The sequence below is a fragment of the Blautia sp. aa_0143 genome, assembly GCF_004167315.1.
Lineage (GTDB): Bacteria > Bacillota > Clostridia > Lachnospirales > Lachnospiraceae > Blautia_A > Blautia_A fusiformis.
Genome location: NZ_RCXU01000021.1, coordinates 1 through 18,635, shown reverse-complemented (window position 1 = coordinate 18,635; position 18,635 = coordinate 1). Strand labels below are relative to the sequence as shown.

General features: G+C 42.3%; 17 protein-coding genes. 1 reads left to right on the top strand and 16 read right to left on the bottom strand.

Annotation, left to right across the window (positions count from 1 at the left end; all coding sequences use genetic code 11):
• Positions 1-35: 35 nt before the first annotated feature.
• From EAI83_RS11630 to EAI83_RS11605, 6 genes are all read right to left on the bottom strand, one after another.
• The gene (locus EAI83_RS11630) at positions 36-3,491 is read right to left on the bottom strand and encodes a BspA family leucine-rich repeat surface protein (RefSeq protein ID WP_161206365.1); all 3,456 of its coding nucleotides are present in this window, start codon (positions 3,489-3,491) and stop codon (positions 36-38) included.
• A gap of 78 nt (positions 3,492-3,569) precedes the next feature.
• Entirely contained in the window at positions 3,570-5,630 is a 2,061-nt protein-coding gene (gene recG, locus EAI83_RS11625) for an ATP-dependent DNA helicase RecG (protein WP_129975410.1), read from the bottom strand.
• A gap of 12 nt (positions 5,631-5,642) precedes the next feature.
• Positions 5,643-7,295: a DAK2 domain-containing protein gene (locus EAI83_RS11620; protein WP_129975407.1), complete on the bottom strand. Its 1,653-nt coding sequence runs from the start codon at positions 7,293-7,295 to the stop codon at positions 5,643-5,645.
• Positions 7,296-7,315: 20 nt separating this feature from the next.
• Positions 7,316-7,675: an Asp23/Gls24 family envelope stress response protein gene (locus EAI83_RS11615; protein WP_015524900.1), complete on the bottom strand. Its 360-nt coding sequence runs from the start codon at positions 7,673-7,675 to the stop codon at positions 7,316-7,318.
• A 202-nt stretch (positions 7,676-7,877) separates the two neighbouring features.
• Positions 7,878-8,309 (bottom strand): flavodoxin family protein, encoded by a 432-nt coding sequence (locus tag EAI83_RS11610; protein WP_129975405.1) that lies wholly within the window; start codon positions 8,307-8,309, stop codon positions 7,878-7,880.
• A complete protein-coding gene (locus EAI83_RS11605) occupies positions 8,306-8,680 on the bottom strand; it encodes an MmcQ/YjbR family DNA-binding protein (protein WP_110103925.1) in 375 nt (124 codons plus the stop codon). Before EAI83_RS11605 ends, EAI83_RS11610 begins: the two co-directional genes overlap by 4 nt.
• Positions 8,681-9,072: 392 nt before the next feature.
• Between EAI83_RS11605 and rpmB the strand changes: the two genes are divergently transcribed.
• On the top strand, positions 9,073-9,261 hold the full coding sequence (gene rpmB, locus EAI83_RS11600; RefSeq protein WP_015524898.1) for a 50S ribosomal protein L28: 189 nt from the start codon (positions 9,073-9,075) through the stop codon (positions 9,259-9,261).
• 97 nt (positions 9,262-9,358) lie between these two features.
• Here the strand turns inward: rpmB and EAI83_RS17270 are convergent, their stop codons facing one another.
• From EAI83_RS17270 to ruvB, 10 genes are all read right to left on the bottom strand, one after another.
• Positions 9,359-9,496 (bottom strand): hypothetical protein, encoded by a 138-nt coding sequence (locus EAI83_RS17270; RefSeq protein WP_173740860.1) that lies wholly within the window; start codon positions 9,494-9,496, stop codon positions 9,359-9,361.
• A gap of 59 nt (positions 9,497-9,555) precedes the next feature.
• Positions 9,556-9,927: a GerW family sporulation protein gene (locus tag EAI83_RS11595; RefSeq protein WP_015524896.1), complete on the bottom strand. Its 372-nt coding sequence runs from the start codon at positions 9,925-9,927 to the stop codon at positions 9,556-9,558.
• Positions 9,911-10,972 carry a DUF2953 domain-containing protein gene (locus EAI83_RS11590; protein WP_110103923.1) on the bottom strand — a complete coding sequence of 354 codons (1,062 nt, stop codon included), beginning with the start codon at positions 10,970-10,972 and terminating at the stop codon, positions 9,911-9,913. Before EAI83_RS11590 ends, EAI83_RS11595 begins: the two co-directional genes overlap by 17 nt.
• 4 nt (positions 10,973-10,976) lie before the next feature.
• Positions 10,977-11,288, bottom strand: a complete 312-nt coding sequence (locus EAI83_RS11585) for a hypothetical protein (protein ID WP_110103921.1) — start codon at positions 11,286-11,288, stop codon at positions 10,977-10,979.
• Positions 11,289-11,351: 63 nt separating this feature from the next.
• On the bottom strand, positions 11,352-11,807 hold the full coding sequence (locus EAI83_RS11580; RefSeq protein WP_015524893.1) for an NUDIX hydrolase: 456 nt from the start codon (positions 11,805-11,807) through the stop codon (positions 11,352-11,354).
• A 100-nt stretch (positions 11,808-11,907) separates the two neighbouring features.
• Positions 11,908-13,401, bottom strand: coding sequence for a peptidoglycan D,D-transpeptidase FtsI family protein (locus EAI83_RS11575; protein WP_118753142.1), 1,494 nt, complete (start codon positions 13,399-13,401; stop codon positions 11,908-11,910).
• On the bottom strand, positions 13,304-14,683 hold the full coding sequence (locus tag EAI83_RS11570; RefSeq protein ID WP_015524892.1) for an FtsW/RodA/SpoVE family cell cycle protein: 1,380 nt from the start codon (positions 14,681-14,683) through the stop codon (positions 13,304-13,306). The genes EAI83_RS11575 and EAI83_RS11570 overlap by 98 nt, the downstream gene beginning before the upstream one ends.
• Before the next feature lie 6 nt (positions 14,684-14,689).
• Positions 14,690-16,849: a peptidase U32 family protein gene (locus EAI83_RS11565; RefSeq protein WP_021651505.1), complete on the bottom strand. Its 2,160-nt coding sequence runs from the start codon at positions 16,847-16,849 to the stop codon at positions 14,690-14,692.
• 88 nt (positions 16,850-16,937) lie between these two features.
• Entirely contained in the window at positions 16,938-17,345 is a 408-nt protein-coding gene (locus EAI83_RS11560; protein ID WP_015524889.1) for a cell division protein ZapA, read from the bottom strand.
• A gap of 130 nt (positions 17,346-17,475) precedes the next feature.
• Entirely contained in the window at positions 17,476-18,486 is a 1,011-nt protein-coding gene (gene ruvB / locus EAI83_RS11555; RefSeq protein ID WP_015524888.1) for a Holliday junction branch migration DNA helicase RuvB, read from the bottom strand.
• Positions 18,487-18,635: the final 149 nt, after the last annotated feature.

The following is an 18,635-nucleotide window of genomic DNA, read 5'->3' as shown; positions in this document are numbered from 1 at the left end:
TTGAAAGTTTTGTAAAGAAAAGTTTCAAAAGTCTATTAGTTAAGGCTGTAATTTACAGCATGTACACGATAAGTTACACTGCTTTTACTATATGTCCAGTTATGACGCAGCAGACAATTATGATGACGTCCGTCCCCATCCAGATTACACTCTATCACTTTAAATGAATCACTGTAAACTTCTGTAACGATAGCCGAATGTCCATTATTATTGATGCGCACATAGTCTCCTACCTGAACATTATTATCATATATTCTCTGAAGGCCTGATACTCTCTGCCCTTCCCAGATATCATAAAATACTTTTCTTGCAAACCCATCACACTGGATAGCCCCGTCAAACTTATTGCAATCATACTCGCCATTACCTGGTATCGGATCAATTCCGCTCTGAGTTCCGTGATGTTTGCATGGAACATCACTGATCGTATCCTGAAATCTTTCAGGAGCTCCGCTGCTGTCTAGATTATCTGTCAGATCTGAATAACTGTTTACAACATGGTTCCAAAATTTCCCATCAGGAAATTTGATTTTTTCATCTTCAATTCTCTGCTGCAGATTTTTCTTTTTAATAACAGTAAGATTAACAATTACCGGCTTCGCTGCATTATAAAACGTTGTACTTTTTGTAGTAACTGTGATCTGCACTTCTCTCTGAATATCGTTTTCTTGCCATTCCTTCAAAGTAACCGTTCCATCAGAAGCTACCGATGCAATAGCACTGTTGCTGCTGGAATAAACCAATGTCGCATTCTGATCTGCTTTTGCCCCGAGATTGAATGCTCCATCATAGATCTTACGTTCCTGCTGCTGTACACAGCTGACAGATGGAGTTCCTTTTACCGTAGTGATCGTCAGTTTCCTGGTTGCCGGAGCATAGGAAGAAGATTTCGCTGCAGTGATCTGGATTGTAACTTTTCCAAGCTTCTTTGCCTTTTTAAAGTTCAAATTACCTTTGGAATCCACAGAAACAATACTGGTATCTAAGGACTTATAAGTAAGTTTCCCACCTTCTGAAGGAACTTTGGCACCAAGAGATTTCATTGTAGTGGAATACGCTATTTTTGCCCCATTCTTTACAGCTGTGGTAATATTCTGTCTTTTCAGCACATTAATCTTAATTGCAATATTCTGTGCCTGATAATGTTTGGTCGCCGCAACTTTTACAGTAACTGTTGCCACTCCCTCTCCATTAAGCATAATCTTGCTATTTTTTACAGATGCAATTTTTGCATTAGTGGTTGAATATGTCACTTTTGCAAATTCTTTTTTTCCTGAAACACTGATTTTGTAGGATTTGCCTTTGTCTGTATAAAGTTTTGTAATACTTCCTGGTGTAACTTTTACCGGCTGTTTTGCTTTGCTGATCTTATAAGCTATTTTTTTTGTACCTGTAAAATTGCCCTTTCCTGTGATTTGTAAGGTTGCTGTTCCAGGTTCTTTATTATTAAGATATTTATATGTATAATCTTTTTCATTCTGTAATGAGATCATTCCGGCCGCATTGGCTTTCGGCATATAAATAGAAAATGCGGGAGTTTTTGCCTGTCCATCCCAGGTGTAAATCGTTGTCTTCAAATTAACTTGAACTTTACCGTCAAGACTGCATGCTTTGATGGTAAAATATTTAGAAACAGAATCTTTGTAACTTCCCTTTCCTGTGATTTTTGCAACAGCTTTTGTTCCCGTTTTTGTATTATTAGAATAAGTTACTGTATAATCTGTGCCGCTTTTTAATGTTGTATTTCCAAGTTTAACAGTTACACCTGGCTTCTGCGGACTTCCATTGTAAGTTGCAGTTTTTACAGTTACCTTTGCCGTTTTGATGCTCTTTCTAACTACTGGTTTTGAAGCAACTACCTTTAAAGTGATACATTTACTGTTCGTTGGCATGGTCGTATATTTTTTGCCTGAGCTGTCTGACATGGTAAATGGAAGTTCTATAGAGCACTTCAGGTTCGGGATTGTTTTCAGTGTTTTAAGATTATCCATATAGTACAGCATATATCTTGCATCATTGACGCTAGATGTATTAAACTTACTGAGGTTTAGAGATTCCAGGCTGCTACAGGAGTTAAACATATATCCCATCTTTACCACTTCAGAAGTATTGAAATGGCTCACGTCCACAGCTTTTAACGCATAGCAGCGTGAAAACATTCCTTCCATAGATTTTACTTTTGATGTGTTAAATTCAGAAACATCCAGAGAAGTCATTTTTTTAAGCTCGCCAAACATAGAATTCATATCTACTACCTTGGATGTATCAAAATTCTTAATATTGAGGCTTGTTAAAGACTCATTTCCATAAAACATGAAATACATATTCTGTACATTAGAAGTATTAAAACTGTTCAGATCCAGAGACTTGAGCTTGCTCATAGTACAGAACATTTTGCCCATATCTTCTACATTTGATGTATTAAAGTTTCGTACATTTAACTGTGTAAGACTTTCGCACCGTTCGAACATACCGTTCATATATACAACATTTGCTGTATTGAAATTACTGACATTCAACTGTGTAAGGCTTTCACAGCAATAAAACATCTCCTCCATAGTCGTAACATTCGCTGTATTAAATCTACTGACGTCCAACTGTTTAAGATTCCGACATTCACGGAACATTCCGCTCATCCTTGTCACTCTGGAAGTATTAAAATTCCGGACATTCAGCTGTGTAAGGCTTTCACAGCCTAAAAACATGCTATTCATATCATTAACTTTTGAAGTATCAAATTTACTGACATCCAGAGTTTTTAATTTACTGCAATTTCGGAACATTCCCTGCATATGAGATACATTTCCGGTTTTCAATGAACCAGTATCCAGCTGTGTAAGGCTTTCACAATCTGAGAACATAAAGGCCATATCTGTCACCTTACTGAAATCACAGTTTTTAAAAGTGATCCTGGTAAGATTCCTGCATCCCTTAAACATAGCTCTTGTCTTTGTGATTCCGGAAATTTCAACTATGGCTGTTTTAATATCATCCTGCCATTTACTCCAGCCCCTTTCTGCATCCCAATAATAATCTGAGGTATCATAGTCACCGTTTCCTTTTAATGTAAGACATCCGGATGTATCAATTGACCAGGCAATATCTCCGGTGATTCCTCCATCCATCATGCTTGCGGAAGCACTTACAGCATCTTCTTCTCCATCAGAAAAGTCATCACTTTCTGCCATTTCTTCTGTTTCCGGTTCTTCCGAAAGATTTTCAGTGTCCTCCGACATTTCTATATTATCCGCTTCTTCCGGCTCTTCTTCTAATTCCTGTTCTGTGCTATCAGGTAATTCTGCTGCTTCATCGTCTGCTGAGATTCCATCTTCAAAAATATCTTCCTCAGAAAAACTTTCCTCTGGACTGTCAGTCTCCTCATTTACATTTTCCTGGACTGTTTCCGGTTCTGTCTCTGAAGCCATGGTTATCCCTGCATTGCCAAAGATCATAGACCCTGATAAAACGACACACAGAAGTTTTTTGATCATTTTTCTCCTCATCCTGTTTTCTCCCTTTTTCTTTTTATACTAAAACGAAGTTCTGATTCTTCGCTTTGCTCCATCCAATTAGATCCCCAGATTTTCCAGTTCTTCACTCATATACCCCTTGAGATGCTCCTTTAAAGCCTTATGCTGAGGCAGGATAAGATCAAAATCCAGTGCCAGGATCTCACCAGCTGCTTCACTTGCATTTTTCAGGATTCCCGCATCATTGTAGATATCACCGATCTTAAATTCCATCAGTCCGCTCTGGCGGATACCGAAAAGATCTCCTGGGCCCCGAAGCTTCAGATCTTCTCCGGCTATATAAAATCCATCATTGGATTCATTGAGGATCTTCAGACGTTTAGAAGTATTTTCTTCATTATTTCCCTGGATAAAAATGCAGTAAGACTGATGCTCTCCACGCCCTACACGGCCCCGAAGCTGATGAAGCTGGGCAAGCCCGAAACGTTCTGCATTTTCTACCATCATGACGGTAGCATTTGGCACATTCACTCCAACCTCCACAACTGTGGTAGATACCAGTACCTGGATCTCGCCGGAAGCAAACGCCTCCATGATCCTGTTTTTCTCTTTTGGCTTCATCTTTCCGTGAAGGATTTCTACTTTGATCTCCCCCGGAAGGATCTCCTGAAGCCTTCTGGCATAATCTGTAACATTCTCTGCCTCCAGGCCTTCGCTCTCTTCCACCATAGGACAGATCACATAAGCCTGCCTTCCCATCTGCACCTGCTTTTCAATAAAAGAATACGCCTTGGGACGGTAGGAAGTTCCTACTACGCAATTCTTGATCGGAAGTCTTTTTGCAGGAAGCTCGTCAATGATCGAAATATCCAGATCTCCGTATAAAATGATCGCCAGTGTCCGGGGAATGGGGGTTGCGCTCATAACAAGTACATGAGGCGGATTTCCTCTGGTCGTCAGCGCTTCCCTCTGGCGAACGCCGAATCTGTGCTGCTCATCTGTGATCACAAGCCCCAGATTCTTATATTCCACCTTTTCCTGGATCAGGGCATGAGTTCCGATGATCACATTCACTTCACCGTCTGCAATCTTCTGATAGATCTCACGCTTCTGTCTGGCTGTGGTAGATCCTGTCAGAAGCACCGGATGGCAGGAAGCGATATTCTGTTCTTCCATCAGCCTCAGAAAGCCTTCGTAATGCTGATTTGCCAGAACCTCTGTCGGTACCATCAATGCACTCTGAAATCCATTCTCTGCTGAAAGTACCATAGCTAAAAATGCGATCACGGTCTTGCCGCTACCAACATCCCCCTGTACAAGCCTGGACATCAGCTTATGACCGCTCAGATCCCGTTCGATCTCATGCCAGACATTCTTCTGGGCTCCGGTCAGGTCATAGGGAAGCCCTTCTATGATCTCCTCGGTTGTCCATACTGGTTTCATTGGAAAAGTGTTTGGAGCCTCTTCTGTTTTCTCCTTCAAGAGCTGTATTGCCAGCACAAAAAGCAGAAATTCATCGAATACCAGACGTTTCCTGGCTGTGAGAAGCTCCTGCATATTTTTCGGAAAATGAACAGTCCGGATCGCATAATTAGCATCTGCGAGCTGATAGCGTTCCCGTATCTCCTCCGGCAGATATTCCCCATGGAGAGGCCTTGTATCCAAAATCTGATGGACCAACTTCGTGATCATCTTGTTGGAAAGTCCTTTCGTCAGACCATATACAGGCTGCATACTGTGAATGATCTCCTCATAAGCTGCCGGGGTAAAAATCTCCGGATGTTCCATCTGCGGACGGCCTTTTTTTCTGATGATCTTTCCTCTGAGGATAAACACACTGCCCTTTTTGAGTGTTCCCCTCAAATAAGGCGCATTGAACCAGGCAACCGGCAATCGGCCGCTTGCATCTGCCACAGTTGTTGTCAGAACCTGGAGATTGCGTATCTGGTTAATATAAATACCTGTTGCTATAGTGGCACGGATAGAGACTGTTTTGTCCTCCTCTGCTGATGCAATCTCCACAGGCTCCTCATATATATCGTAAGTCCGCGGATAATAACGGAGAAGCTCTTCCGCAGTCGTGATCCCGATCTTCTGGAAAAGCTTCTCTGTTTTCTCACCCACGCCTTTTAATTCACGTAAAGGTGTCTTATCATTCATTTTTTGTGCTCTTTATTCTACAGAAATCAGATAGTAGTAAATTGGCTGTCCACCCTGGTTCAGCTCAACCTCGCACTCCGGATATTTCTCGGTAAGAGAATCAGAAAGTGCCTCTGCATCTTCCTCAGATACATCTTCACCATAGTAAACACTGATGATCTCAGATTCCTCGTCAACCATCTCTGCTACCATCTCCTCCGCTACCTGAAGTCGATCTCTGCCTACTGCAAGGATACCTGCATCACCGATTCCCATGATATCTCCCTCATGGATTTCCTTGTCATCAATACGTGTATCACGGACTGCATAAGTAATCTGTCCGGTCTTCACTCTGGAAATCGCATCGGTCATGGAAGCAAGGTTCTCCTCGCTGCCCTTCTCCGGAACAAAGCTGATCATTGCGGAAATTCCCTGTGGGATTGTCTTGGTTGGTACTACAATGATCTCCTTGTCCTCAGTCAGATCTCTTGCCTGGTTAGCTGCAAGGATAATATTCTTGTTATTCGGGAAAATATAAATTGTTTTTGCATTTACTTTCTCAATAGCATTGAGCATGTCTTCGGTACTCGGATTCATAGTCTGACCGCCTTCGATCAGATAATCTACGCCAAGCTCACGGAAAATCTGAGAAAGTCCCTCACCTACGGATACGGAAATAAATCCATGATCCTTTGGTGGTTCTTTGTTTTCTGCCTGTTCTTTTGCAAGTTTTTCCGCATCTTTGATCAGTTTTTCCTGATGTTCTTCTCTCATATTGTCAATCTTCATACGGGAAAGCTGACCATACGTGAGTGCGCGTTCAAAAGCCTGTCCCGGATGATTGGTGTGTACGTGTACCTTGACAATCTCATCATCAGCTACCAAAACAATGGAATCACCGATGGAATCCAGAAATTCACGGAAACGGTCGATCTCATCCTGTGGAAGCGGTTTTTCAAGAAGGATAATAAACTCTGTACAATATCCAAATTTGATATCTGCCTCTGCCTGAGGAGAAATCTTTGTGATCTTAGGAGCTGCTGCTTCAAACTGGGAATAATCCACTTCTTTTCCATGATATCCGTCGATGGCACCACGGAAAACTTCCAGAAGTCCCTGTCCGCCAGAATCCACAACACCTGCTTCTTTCAAGACTGGAAGCATCTCCGGTGTTCTGGCAAGAGTTTCCTCTGCATGCTGAAAGATCCCGTCGAAAAAAGCATCCAGATCTTCTGCAGCATCAGCAAGCTCTGCTGCTCTGTCTGCTGCAGCTCTGGCTACAGTAAGAATGGTTCCCTCTTTTGGTTTCATAACTGCCTTGTATGCAGTTTCAACGCCTCGCTCCATAGCTGCGGCAATGGCAGGTGCATCCAGATCTGTAAGTTTACGCACACCTCTGGTAAATCCGCGCAGAAGCTGTGACAGGATAACACCAGAATTACCTCTGGCTCCACGGAGGGAACCGGAAGAAATTGCCTTTGCCAGGGATTCCATATCCGGATCTGTAAGAGCACCTACTTCAGAAGCAGCAGACATGATGGTAAGCGTCATATTGGTTCCCGTATCTCCATCAGGTACAGGAAACACATTCAGTTCATTGATCCACTCTTTCTTCGCTTCCAGATTCTTTGCTCCGGACAGAAACATTCTGGAAAGTATTTTAGCATCTATGGTTTTGTTATTCACCACAAGTTCCTCCTCTAAAACTAATCTATTGCACGCACGCCCTCAACCATAATGTTGATCTTTTCAATCTCCATTCCTGTAAAGGCTTCGACTTTATATTTTACATTGTTGACAAGATTGTCCGCAATAGTACTGATATTCACGCCATATGCTACGATGACATGAAAATTCAGCCGGATCTTATTATCATCCGTGATCTTAACACTGATACCATGTTTCAGGCTGTCAATACGCAAAAGCTTGACCAGGCCATCCTTCATACTGATAGCTGCCATTCCGATGATACCAAAACACTCTACCGCCACACTGCCGGCATAAGTCGCAATGACATCTGTATCAATTACGATCTGACCCAATCCGGAATCTATACGTCCATTCATATGGTTACCTCCATTGTTTCATTCAGATTAAATTATATAAAACTATTATAACCTTTTTTTTATAATTACGCAATGATAGAGTTCAACTTGTTTTATCTTATAGAAAATTAAGCTCATCCACTCTATTGAAGGGAAACCCCGGATTGTGATGGAGCATGCCGACCGATACTATGAAGCCGGTTTTTCTTTTTCGTTTATCTACTTATAATCCTTTTACAAACGCAACTGCATTTTTTATATCTTCTTCATCTGGATGCCCTTTTGCAATTCCACCAACCAGTTTAAATGGACCAAATGTGTCATAACCTTTGCACCCGAATTTTCCTATCACTTTAGAACGCTTCTTATCCAAAATCTGCTCTATGGATTTATAATTGGCACTTCCACCATAAGTACAGATCAGAAATACCTTTTTGTCATCCGGTAGATTCTTCTCTGCAAATCCCAATATCGACTGATGAAATTTTGAAAAATAGATTCCTGATGCAAACCCAATCATATCATAACTGCTCAGATCTGCATCGGGTTGTTTTACAGCATCGATCAAATCGATCTGGCACGCTTCTGATACACTTTTTACTAATTTTTCTGTATTTCCATGATGTACAGATGCATATACGATTGCTTTTCTCATTTGTTTTCCTTTCTGCCTGCGCCATCAATCAGGTCATAACTCATGTCCAAAAAGTCCAGTATCTTTGCTTTACTGACCGAACCATCCAGTAAAATCGTGATCCAGTGCTGCTTGTTCATATGGTATCCAGGTAAAAATCCATGCGTCTGAATAATCATATTCGTCATGTCCGGATCACACTTTACATCCATGATATCAACCGGATCTTTTCCTTCTAATCCCAGTTTTGATTTTTCAATAGTCATGATCACTGCATACCATTTTCCGTTTTTATGTCGGAGTACTGCACTGTCTGGCGATTTACTCCATAAATATTCTGGGACTGTTCCGTACTGTTTCTGCACATATTTAAAGATTTCTTCCGTCTTCACAATCTATTCAACTCCTGACGTTTCTGATATCCTGCCTATAATCATACCACATTTTCGGATTCCGAACTACCTGCCAAATTCTTTTGCATTTTCCCGGTTTTCCTATTCTCATATGCCAGTTCAGCAAGAATATGTTCTATTCAGCTTCAGGAAAGAGACCAGGCCAAAGAAAAAACGATAAATTAATTCGCACTGGGTAATTTTCTATGTTTCAAATTGATCTAAACCATACACACAACGCTTAATTCCACCATGATCCGCCCTGTTCCCGGAGGTATGGAATACTTTCCTTAAAACTCTTTGCAGAATTTTTGATAAATTTCCTTTTTTTGCTTGCAAAAGAGCAATTCATCTGTTAAAATGGTGACTGTTGATAAAAGGAGGTGCTATTCATGGCTAAATGTGCAATCTGCGATAAAGGAGCTCATTTCGGAAACAATGTGAGTCATTCCCATAGAAGATCCAACAAAATGTGGAAATCTAACGTTAAATCCGTCAGAGTAAAAACAACTGCCGGCGGAGCAAAGAAAATGTATGTATGTACTTCTTGTTTAAGATCCGGAAAAGTTGAAAGAGCGTAAGTAATATCGTATGCCCCCGTAGAATGCGGGGGCTGTTTTTTTATCTTTAAGACAGATAAATTACAAGCGGGAAGTATGCCAGGTGCACACTTCCCGCTTATCTGCAAAACATATGATATCCGCATAGCAGACATATGACTGCCATTGCGATCACAATAAAATTCTCTGTAATAAGGATACCAAGAACCATGCCCACACCAATAAAAAACAGCATAAAACCAGTTAGCTTTCCCACTCCTGTCTGCTCATTTCCTGTTTTTTATTACAGTATATGCATGAAATCTAAATGGAATACTACTCTTCTTTCCCGTCTGTATCCTCGGCATTGCCTGCACCTGGTGCAAAACGGTTCACAAAATCCGGCACCATATCCAGAACCTTGGTAAGGCCATCCTGATTTTTTACGTTTACAAGTTTGGTGCTTCCATTCTGGATCACAAGCACTGCACAGGGAGACATCTTTCCGGCAAGACCTCCGCCGCCATTGTTCTTCTTGTCCCCTTCAAAAGCTCCGGCTCCCACGCCGAAGGATACATCGACCAGAGGAAGGATAATGGTATCGCCTACATGAATGGCATCGCCAACCACTGTCTTGGCCGATACAAAGCCATCCATTCCTTTAAATAATGAATTCACGGTATCTTTGAAATTATTCTCTTTCTCCATGATTTACCTCCTTATGTCTCCATCGGTGGATGACGTATTTTATATTTTTATTGAAATAAAGCTTCGCTGCTGTTGTGAGAACTACAATTCCATAAATCCTTCCCTTTAACATGATCTCTCCCTCAAGAACATTTTCATTATCAAAAAGGGGCGCTGCTTCGATCTTGTTTTTATGAAAAGGAATCGTCATTCCTAATACAGCCAATACCATACCTGTAACTGCCGGATCTTCATTGCCAAATGTGATCTTTCCGGTGATCCTTGTCGGAAGCACATGATAAATCAGTTTTTTTGCATTTTTCCACAGAAAGGAAAGAGCCTCTCTGGTTCGGGGATGGTCTAAAAATTCCTTCCACCAGTTTATCTTATCACAGAAATTCCGGATTGTTAATGCAAGACTTTGAATTTTTTTCAGAATCCTTTTGGGGATTCCAAGAAAATTCTGTACGATTCGGAACAGCTTTCCAACTGTCATTTTTATTTTTCCCACTATATTCAAAATTAAATCTGCAATCTTTGTCCGAAGCCTCTTTTCATCTTCCGATATTTCTTCGGAAATCGATATCGGCTCCATTATTACATTTTCCGAAATTTCATTTATATCTTCAACAGTATCTTCCTGAGGCTCAGACATTTGCAGCTCTGCGGTATCGTTCTGATTTTCGCTTTTTGATGTCTTTTCATGACTTCCAGAAGCCTCTGTCTGTTTTTTTGCATTTTGATTTCCGGAGTTGGAAAGAGCTCTTGGTTTCTTTTTTTTACGAAACAGATTTTTAAATTTTTCCAAAGGAATCCCTAACAAACATATTTTTGTTTTCAGAACGCCCTGCTCCCAGAATACCTGTGCAGAAATTATATGAAGCAGCCAGCTCACTTCACCGAAAGCATGTATTTCCCGAAGACTATCCGTACGGTCTTTTTTTAAATTCCCTCTGTATCTGATTGGACAAAATAAAAGAAGCAGCAGGATCAGAAAGATCAGCCCGATCAGAATCCCCAGAAGGATCAATATCCATTTTATTATCAGCCATAATATATGCAGCATTGGTTCACCTGTTTTTCAGATATTCTTTTATTTTAAAATTTCCAGTTTCGGTATAAACCTGTTCGATCATATCCTGTACCATCTGTATAGCACCGGATTTTCCTCTAGCCATTCCAACGATCAAAGGACAGGTGGCTCTGGCGCTTCGCTGTACAAGCATGCCTGCGGGAAGAATTTCCAAAATATTTCCGGGATTATCAGACAAAGTAACAACGTAGATATCCGGCACGAATTTACCAGCAGTGATCCTGGTTCTTATTCTAGTAGGATTTTTTACATCATTTCCTATGTAATAGTTTTTCATCCATTTCAGCAATCTGCCCTCACCTCCGTTATAATGCCAAACAGGGCTGCGTATGTACACAGCCCTGTCCTGTTGTTAAAAATACTTCTGCTGTTTCGCCCAGACGCCTTCACTTCGCATTTCCAGATACTCCTGATAGGCCTGTTCCACGATATGCTTCTCGTTGGAAAAACGGAGAAGATGATAGATCTCATGAAACTTATAGTATCCGGAATCTACAAAATATTCCTCTCGCTGGGGTTTGCTATGATAATTATCAGCTATCATGAGATACCAGTGTACCTCTTTCATTACCACATCCTCCGGAACGGTGAAATTATACTGGCTCTTACCGATATATTTCACGATAGAGGCCCGAACACCTGCTTCTTCCATTACTTCACGTAAAGCAGTCTGTTCAAAAGTCTCTCCTTTTTCTACAGTTCCTTTGGGAAGCACCCATCCTTCATAACGGTTCCTGTAGGATTTATACAATGCCAGAATCTTACCCCGATGAATTACCACACCGCCACAGCTTGTTGCTTCTATCATATTGCAATCCTCCTGTAATGCGTGTGTCTTTTGCACTGGCTATAGTATACCTCTTTTTTACCTTATAGGCAAGGGGCAAGAAGCAGATACTGTTCTCAATTTAATCGAAATAATATGCATCAAAAACATCTGCCGCAATGGGAACTGCCGCTTCACTTCCGGTTCCGCCGTTTTCCACGATCACTGCAATGGCGATATCCGGGTCATCTACATTAGAATAACCCACAAACCAGGAATGACTGGAGCCATTTTCATCAAACTCCGCAGAACCGGTCTTTCCGGCAACAGTATATCCTCGTCCGTTCAATGCGGAAGCCGTACCGTTTTCAACTACATTTTTCATTAGTTTTCCAAGGATATTGGCTTCATTTCTTGTCATCAGACGTTTGTATTCTGTTTTTTCTGTTTCCCTGACCGTATCACCGGAATTATTCACGATCTTATCGATCATAGTTGGCTTCATCAGTACACCATCATTGGCGATGGCACTTGTGATCAATGCCATATGCATCGGAGAAACAAGAGTGTTACCCTGGCCGATCGAGGTCTGCATCACAAGTGCGTTCGGAGAATCATTATCCAGGGTAAAACGGCTGGTTTTATAGGAATTCAGCGGAAGAGCCTTATTAAAGAGCAGATCCTCTGCAGTACTTTTCAGAGTACCTCCTCCCAGACCAAGTCCCATATCTGCAAATGCACAGTTACAGGAATGTGCAAATGCGGAATAAAAATCCTCCTGTCCATGTACTGCACCATTGTAACACTGGATCGTGTGGTCATCCACTGTGATACTTCCCTGACACAGATAGGAATATCCCTCCAGTGATCCCTTTTGCCTGAAATAATCCAGTGCCGTGACAATCTTAAATGTTGATCCCGGAGGATAAGCTCCATTGGTTGCACGGTTTAAAAGGCTGCTGTTACTTTCATCATTAACAAGGGTATCCCAGTTCTGTGCGATCGTGTTCGGATCAAAATCCGGTTTGCTCACCATAGCCAGGATACGTCCGGTGGATGGTTCCAGTACAACTACCGCTCCTCTGCGGTCTCCCAGAGAATTGTATGCCGTTGTCTGAAGATCTGCATTCAGACTGGAGATCACGGTATCACCCTGATTCTTTTTTCCCAGGAATTCATTTTTCATCTGTTCCAGAAAAAATGAATGGGAAGTGAGAAGCTGGAAATTTGCTTCCGATTCCAAACCACTCTTACCATTGGTATCATATCCTACTGCATGTGCAAAAATATTGGAAAACGGATACGTTCTCTCTTCTGTTCCATCTTCATACACATTGGTCTGTGCCAGGACCTCACCATCCGAAGACTGGATACTTCCACGTACTACACGGTCCGAAAATGTATCCTGACGGGTGTTGTACGGGCTGTTGATAAAATCTTCGCTTTTTATGGCGTCAAAATAGACCAGATATCCGATCAAACTGACAAAGATCAATATAAAGAAGGCCGATACAAAAGTTAAAGGCCGGTTCTTTTTTCTACGGAGTCTGGCGATTTCTCTTTCTCTCAGGCGTTGCTCTCTTTCCTCTTCTTTCAATCGTTTCTTTTCGCTGCGTTTCAATTTGTTCGTCCTCATCTTCCCTCAGAATATACAGTCCCTGAATGATCGCAAGCATCAGGATGGTACACATGACAGAACTGCCTCCGTAACTCACCAGCGGAAGTGTAACTCCTGTCATTGGAATAAACTTGGTTGCACCGCCAATGGTCAGAAATACCTGAAAAGCATATTCCGTTCCGAGCCCCAGTGCGATCAGTTTATAAAACGGATTCCTGATCTTTAGTGCAATAGTAACGATCATCAGAAAAAAGCTTGTGCATACAAGAATCAGGCAGATGGCAAAAATGCCACCCAGTTCCTCACAAATAGCACTGAAGATAAAATCATTTTTTACGACCGGAATCTTCTCCGGAGAGCCCTGGCAAAGTCCCATTCCAAACCAGCCTCCGGTTCCGATTGCAAACAGAGACTGCACGATCTGATAACCTTCATTTTGATAGACAGCCATCGGATCCTTCCAGGCACTGACTCGCTGACGGACATGTCCAAAAAGATGATATGCGATCACCGAACCAACGCATCCTCCGCCAAGTCCCAAAAATAAATAGCTCGGATTCCTGGTTGCCACATAGATCAGTACAAGGTAGGTGACAAAAAAGATTACTGCACTACCCAGATCCCTGGAAAGAACCAGGATCCCTACATGGATCACTGCAACGATCGTAGCCAGTACTACTTTGCGAAAATCCACCTTGGTACACAGAAGTGATGCCATAAAAAATACGAAGGTTATCTTGATCACCTCGGAAGGCTGGATTCCCATAAGAGAAAGCTTTGCACCGTAGCTTGTGCTTGCCAGAACAAGAACTGCCGCCAGAAGTACAATACCAATTCCGGCATAAGCCCATGTAAGATCCTTTAAAAATTTCATTTTTCGTATCATTACCGGTATTACCAGTGATACTGCACTACCTGCGGCCACGATCAGAAGCTGCTTAGTTGCAGACGGAAGTGAAAGCCGGCAGAGCATGATAAATCCTACGCTCAGGAGCATACACATATTATTTAAAAGAAGCAGCGATGCATTCTGATAAATAATTCGATAAAGGATCTGGATCGCTGCAAAAAAGATCATCATTTCGATATAGAACAGGATGACCCTGAAATCCATGCTTTTTAAATAGATCACAAGAAATGCTGTAAAATCAATAAAAAAGATCATGGTCAGCTGCTGATGGAGCAGTTCTCTCTTTTCTTCCTCATCCTGCCGCCACACCATATAAAAACAATGAAAGGTATAGACGATCATCAATGTGAGGATCACATACTTAGATAATTCTGTAATTACATTAATCATACACTTTTACTCGGCTCCTCTTTTAAAATGGCCTTTTGTATACCTGCGTCCGGAAGGTTTTCCGTTTTCCTGATAAACCGTCCGGAATTCTTTCAGGATCGCTTTTGCTTTCTCTGGCTCTTCGATCGTAAATGCCAGTCGCAAAGAGTGAAGGTTCAGTTTTTTTACCTGATCTTTTTCACCCGGAAGTCCGTAAGGAATGCTATTATAAATGATATTATAACAGTATTTTGCTTTTTCGGAGATGTTTTTTCCCCATGGATCACAACTGCATTTTACCGGAAATTCACTGTTATAGCGGTCTTTCAGATAAGCCGTCTCATATTTTCCTGTACATCCGAAAAGATTCTTCCTTACACACTGCGCGGAAAGCATCAGTGGGATATAACCATATAAAAGCAGCTCCGAAGAAGTATTATCTCTATGTTTCAGTTCACCCTCATTCAACTCAAGGGGGACTGTATTTCGAAGAACTCCCTCTTCCCGCCAGAAATCAACACTCTGATCATTCCAGGTATACATGGATGCATCCAGGATACATTTTTCGCCATATCCCATTTTTTTCAGTACGGCGTAAGATTCCAGGTTTCTTACCAGAAAGCCCTTCATACCCTGCTCCAACCATTTTTGAGCTGATCGAAGCCACTTTTCGGGGATTTCTCCGCGATGGATATGTGGAGTAGAAAGATATAATTCACTGCTTGCAGCAAGTTCCGGTGAAAAATATTTTTCCATAGTATCAAAAGGAAAATAAAAACCTGTAATCCCCGGTTCGTTCAAAAGTACTTCCGCAGTATCCGAACGTTCACAGGATACATACACAGGCAGGCTGTCTGTTACCCTTCTGTGGCAGGCAGCCTGATCCTTAGATTTCGTCGGCTGCTTCGTAACCTGTGCTCTCTTCTGACATCCGATCAGTGCTTCTCGCAGCTGACTCAGAGCATCTCTTCGTACTTCATTGAGAACTTTAACCGGAACAAAAATCCTTCCATTTATTTCAATGTTCAGATCCTCCCACTGAAAATCTGTATTTCCCAGTTTCTCCATCTGCTGACGGATCCTCTGTTCTTCCATTGGCTGATTTTTAGCAAACTGTACCTCACCGCCCATAGCAGTTACTGTCTGGCCCTTGCAGGTTATTTCCAGTATAACAGGACTTTCAGGAGAAAGTATTAAATTCCCATGAATTTTTTCTTTTATTTTTCTGATCTCCGGCTGGATATTACCGGATTTTTTTTCATTGGCAAAAGCCATCATTTCCGGCCCGCGATACATATCATAGTATCCTTTGCAGGATCCTCCCCGACTGAAAAGCTCAAGAAGATACTTCCGATCGTTTTCCTGAACGTGATATTCTTTTCCACTTAAATACATATCCAGATATTTTCGATATACTGCCGTGACGCCCGCTGTGTACGCCGGCTGTTTCATACGCCCTTCGATCTTCAGAGACATAACACCCGCCTCCAGGATATCCGGAAGAATATCCAGAGTGCAGATATCTTTCAGGCTTAATGCACAAAAATCCTTGTCTCCTTTATATTTTCTGTGATCCATGGTTACACTGTAAGGAAGCCTGCATGGCTGTGCACAGCGGCCACGGTTTCCGCTTCTTCCACCGAAAATACTGCTCATCAGACACTGGCCGGAATAGCTGTAACAGAGAGCTCCATGGATAAAAGTCTCTATTTCCAGAGGACTTGCCTTATGCATGGCAGATATCTCTTCCAGGGAAAGCTCTCTGGCCGGAACCACACGCGTTGCTCCCTTTTCCTCCAGAAACCGCATTCCCTCCGGTCCGGTTACTGTCATCTGTGTGCTTGCGTGAATATCCAGATCCGGAAAATTCCGGCGTATAAAAGAAAATACTCCCAGATCCTGTACGATCACCGCATCCAGCCCTGCCTCATAATACGGAAGCAGATATTCAAACAGCTGATCATCCAGTTCACGGTTCTTCAAAAGTGTATTCACAGTAAGATATAATTTACGGTTATGGATATGTGCGGTCTCAATGGCAGTGATCAGCTCTTCCTGGGTGAAGTTCTGCGCATAAGCTCTTGCTCCAAAAGCCGGTCCCCCTACATATACCGCATCAGCCCCGGCACCAATAGCTGCCTCAAAGCTTTCATAAGAACCTGCCGGCGAGAGCAGTTCTGTTATCATATTTTTCACAGTATTCCCTCATCTCCCATCTGTTAATCAATCCGATGACCATAAAACAAAAGAGGATTACCGAAGCAATCCCCCCTCCTTATTTAAGCAGTTCATCAAGTTCTTTCTCCAGCTCCTTCACCTTACCGTCCAGAAGATTCTTCTGTTCCTGAGCTTCCTGTTCTGCCTTCTTCGCCTCTTCAATCTGCATTTTCAAAGAGATCAGTTCATGTTTCAGATCATACATCTCCTGGTCTTTCTGCTGCAGATCCTGTTCAAAAATCTCCGCCTGTTTTTTTGCCTTAAAATAATCATCTGTAATATTCAGACTGAGCAGTGTATGCTTGGTCTCCATGGCCTGTCTGGAGTATCCCGGCATCTGACTCAGCTCACTGATCTTATTATTCATATAGGCTGCAACCTTCTGAAAATATTCCTCGGACTCATACCCGCCCAGAGTAATGATCTTTCCATCGATAACAACCTGTGCTGTATTCTTTACCGCCATTCGTAAAGCCTCCTGAATTTATCTGTTACTGGTAATTTCCTCAATAACATTCCTCTGCATTGCCGGTCTTACAACCCGCAATTTCTTTTATTATAACTGATTCCCGCAAAAATGTATAGAAGTTTTTCTATTATTTTGTCGATAAATCAGGACGAGGATATCCAAGATGGGTATATGCCAGCACGGAAGCCATTCTTCCACGTGGAGTTCTGTTAAGGAAACCTGTCTGCAAAAGATAGGGTTCATACACGTCTTCCAGTGTTCCGGAGTCTTCTCCGATTGATGCGGCAAGTGTTTCAAGCCCCACTGGTCCGCCCTGAAAATTCAGGATCAAGGTCTGGAGAATGCGGCGGTCTGTTTTATCAAGGCCATACTGATCTACTTCCAGAAGATCCAATGCGAAGCAGGCAACATCGTAGGTGATCACACCATTATACTTCACCTGGGCGAAATCACGTACTCTCTTCAGAAGACGGTTGGCCAGACGGGGGGTTCCTCTGGAACGCTTGGCGATCTCGGCAGCTCCATTGGGTTCGATTTCCACGCCAAGCACCTGAGCGGAACGTAGAATGATCGTCGTCAGTTCTTTTTTATCATAAAACTCCAGTCTCTGTGTTACGCCAAAACGATCACGAAGCGGCGCGGAAAGAAGACCTGCCCTCGTTGTTGCACCTACCAATGTAAACTTCGGAAGATCCAGACGAATGGAACGGGCGGATGCTCCCTTGCCGATCATGATATCGATAGCAAAATCTTCCATTGCCGGGTAAAGAACCTCTTCTACCTGTCGATTCAGTCTGTGTATCTCATCTACAAACAGCACATCTCCTTCCTGAAGGTTGTTCAGGATCGCAGCCATTTCGCCTGGCTTTTCAATCGCAGGACCTGATGTTACCTTCATATGTGTTCCCATCTCATTGGCAATGATCGCGGAAAGTGTAGTCTTTCCCAGCCCCGGAGGTCCATAAAACAGCACATGATCCAGTGAATCATGACGCTGCTTTGCTGCTTCGATATAAATTTTCAGGGTATCTTTTGTTTTCTGTTGACCAATATACTCATCCAGACTCTGAGGCCTTAAATTTCCCTCCAGGGAAAAATCCTCTTCTGTAACATCTGTTGTAATGATCCTGTTCTCCATTTGCTATGCTCCGTTCTATTTCATTTCAGTGCGAGCATGTTTGCTCTTACTCACGGCGGTGACATGCTCCCACCACTTAAATCTTACGATTTTGAAGTGGGGGCTTCCTGCTCGATTACCCTTTAGGGCAAAGCTAAAACAGGCTATCC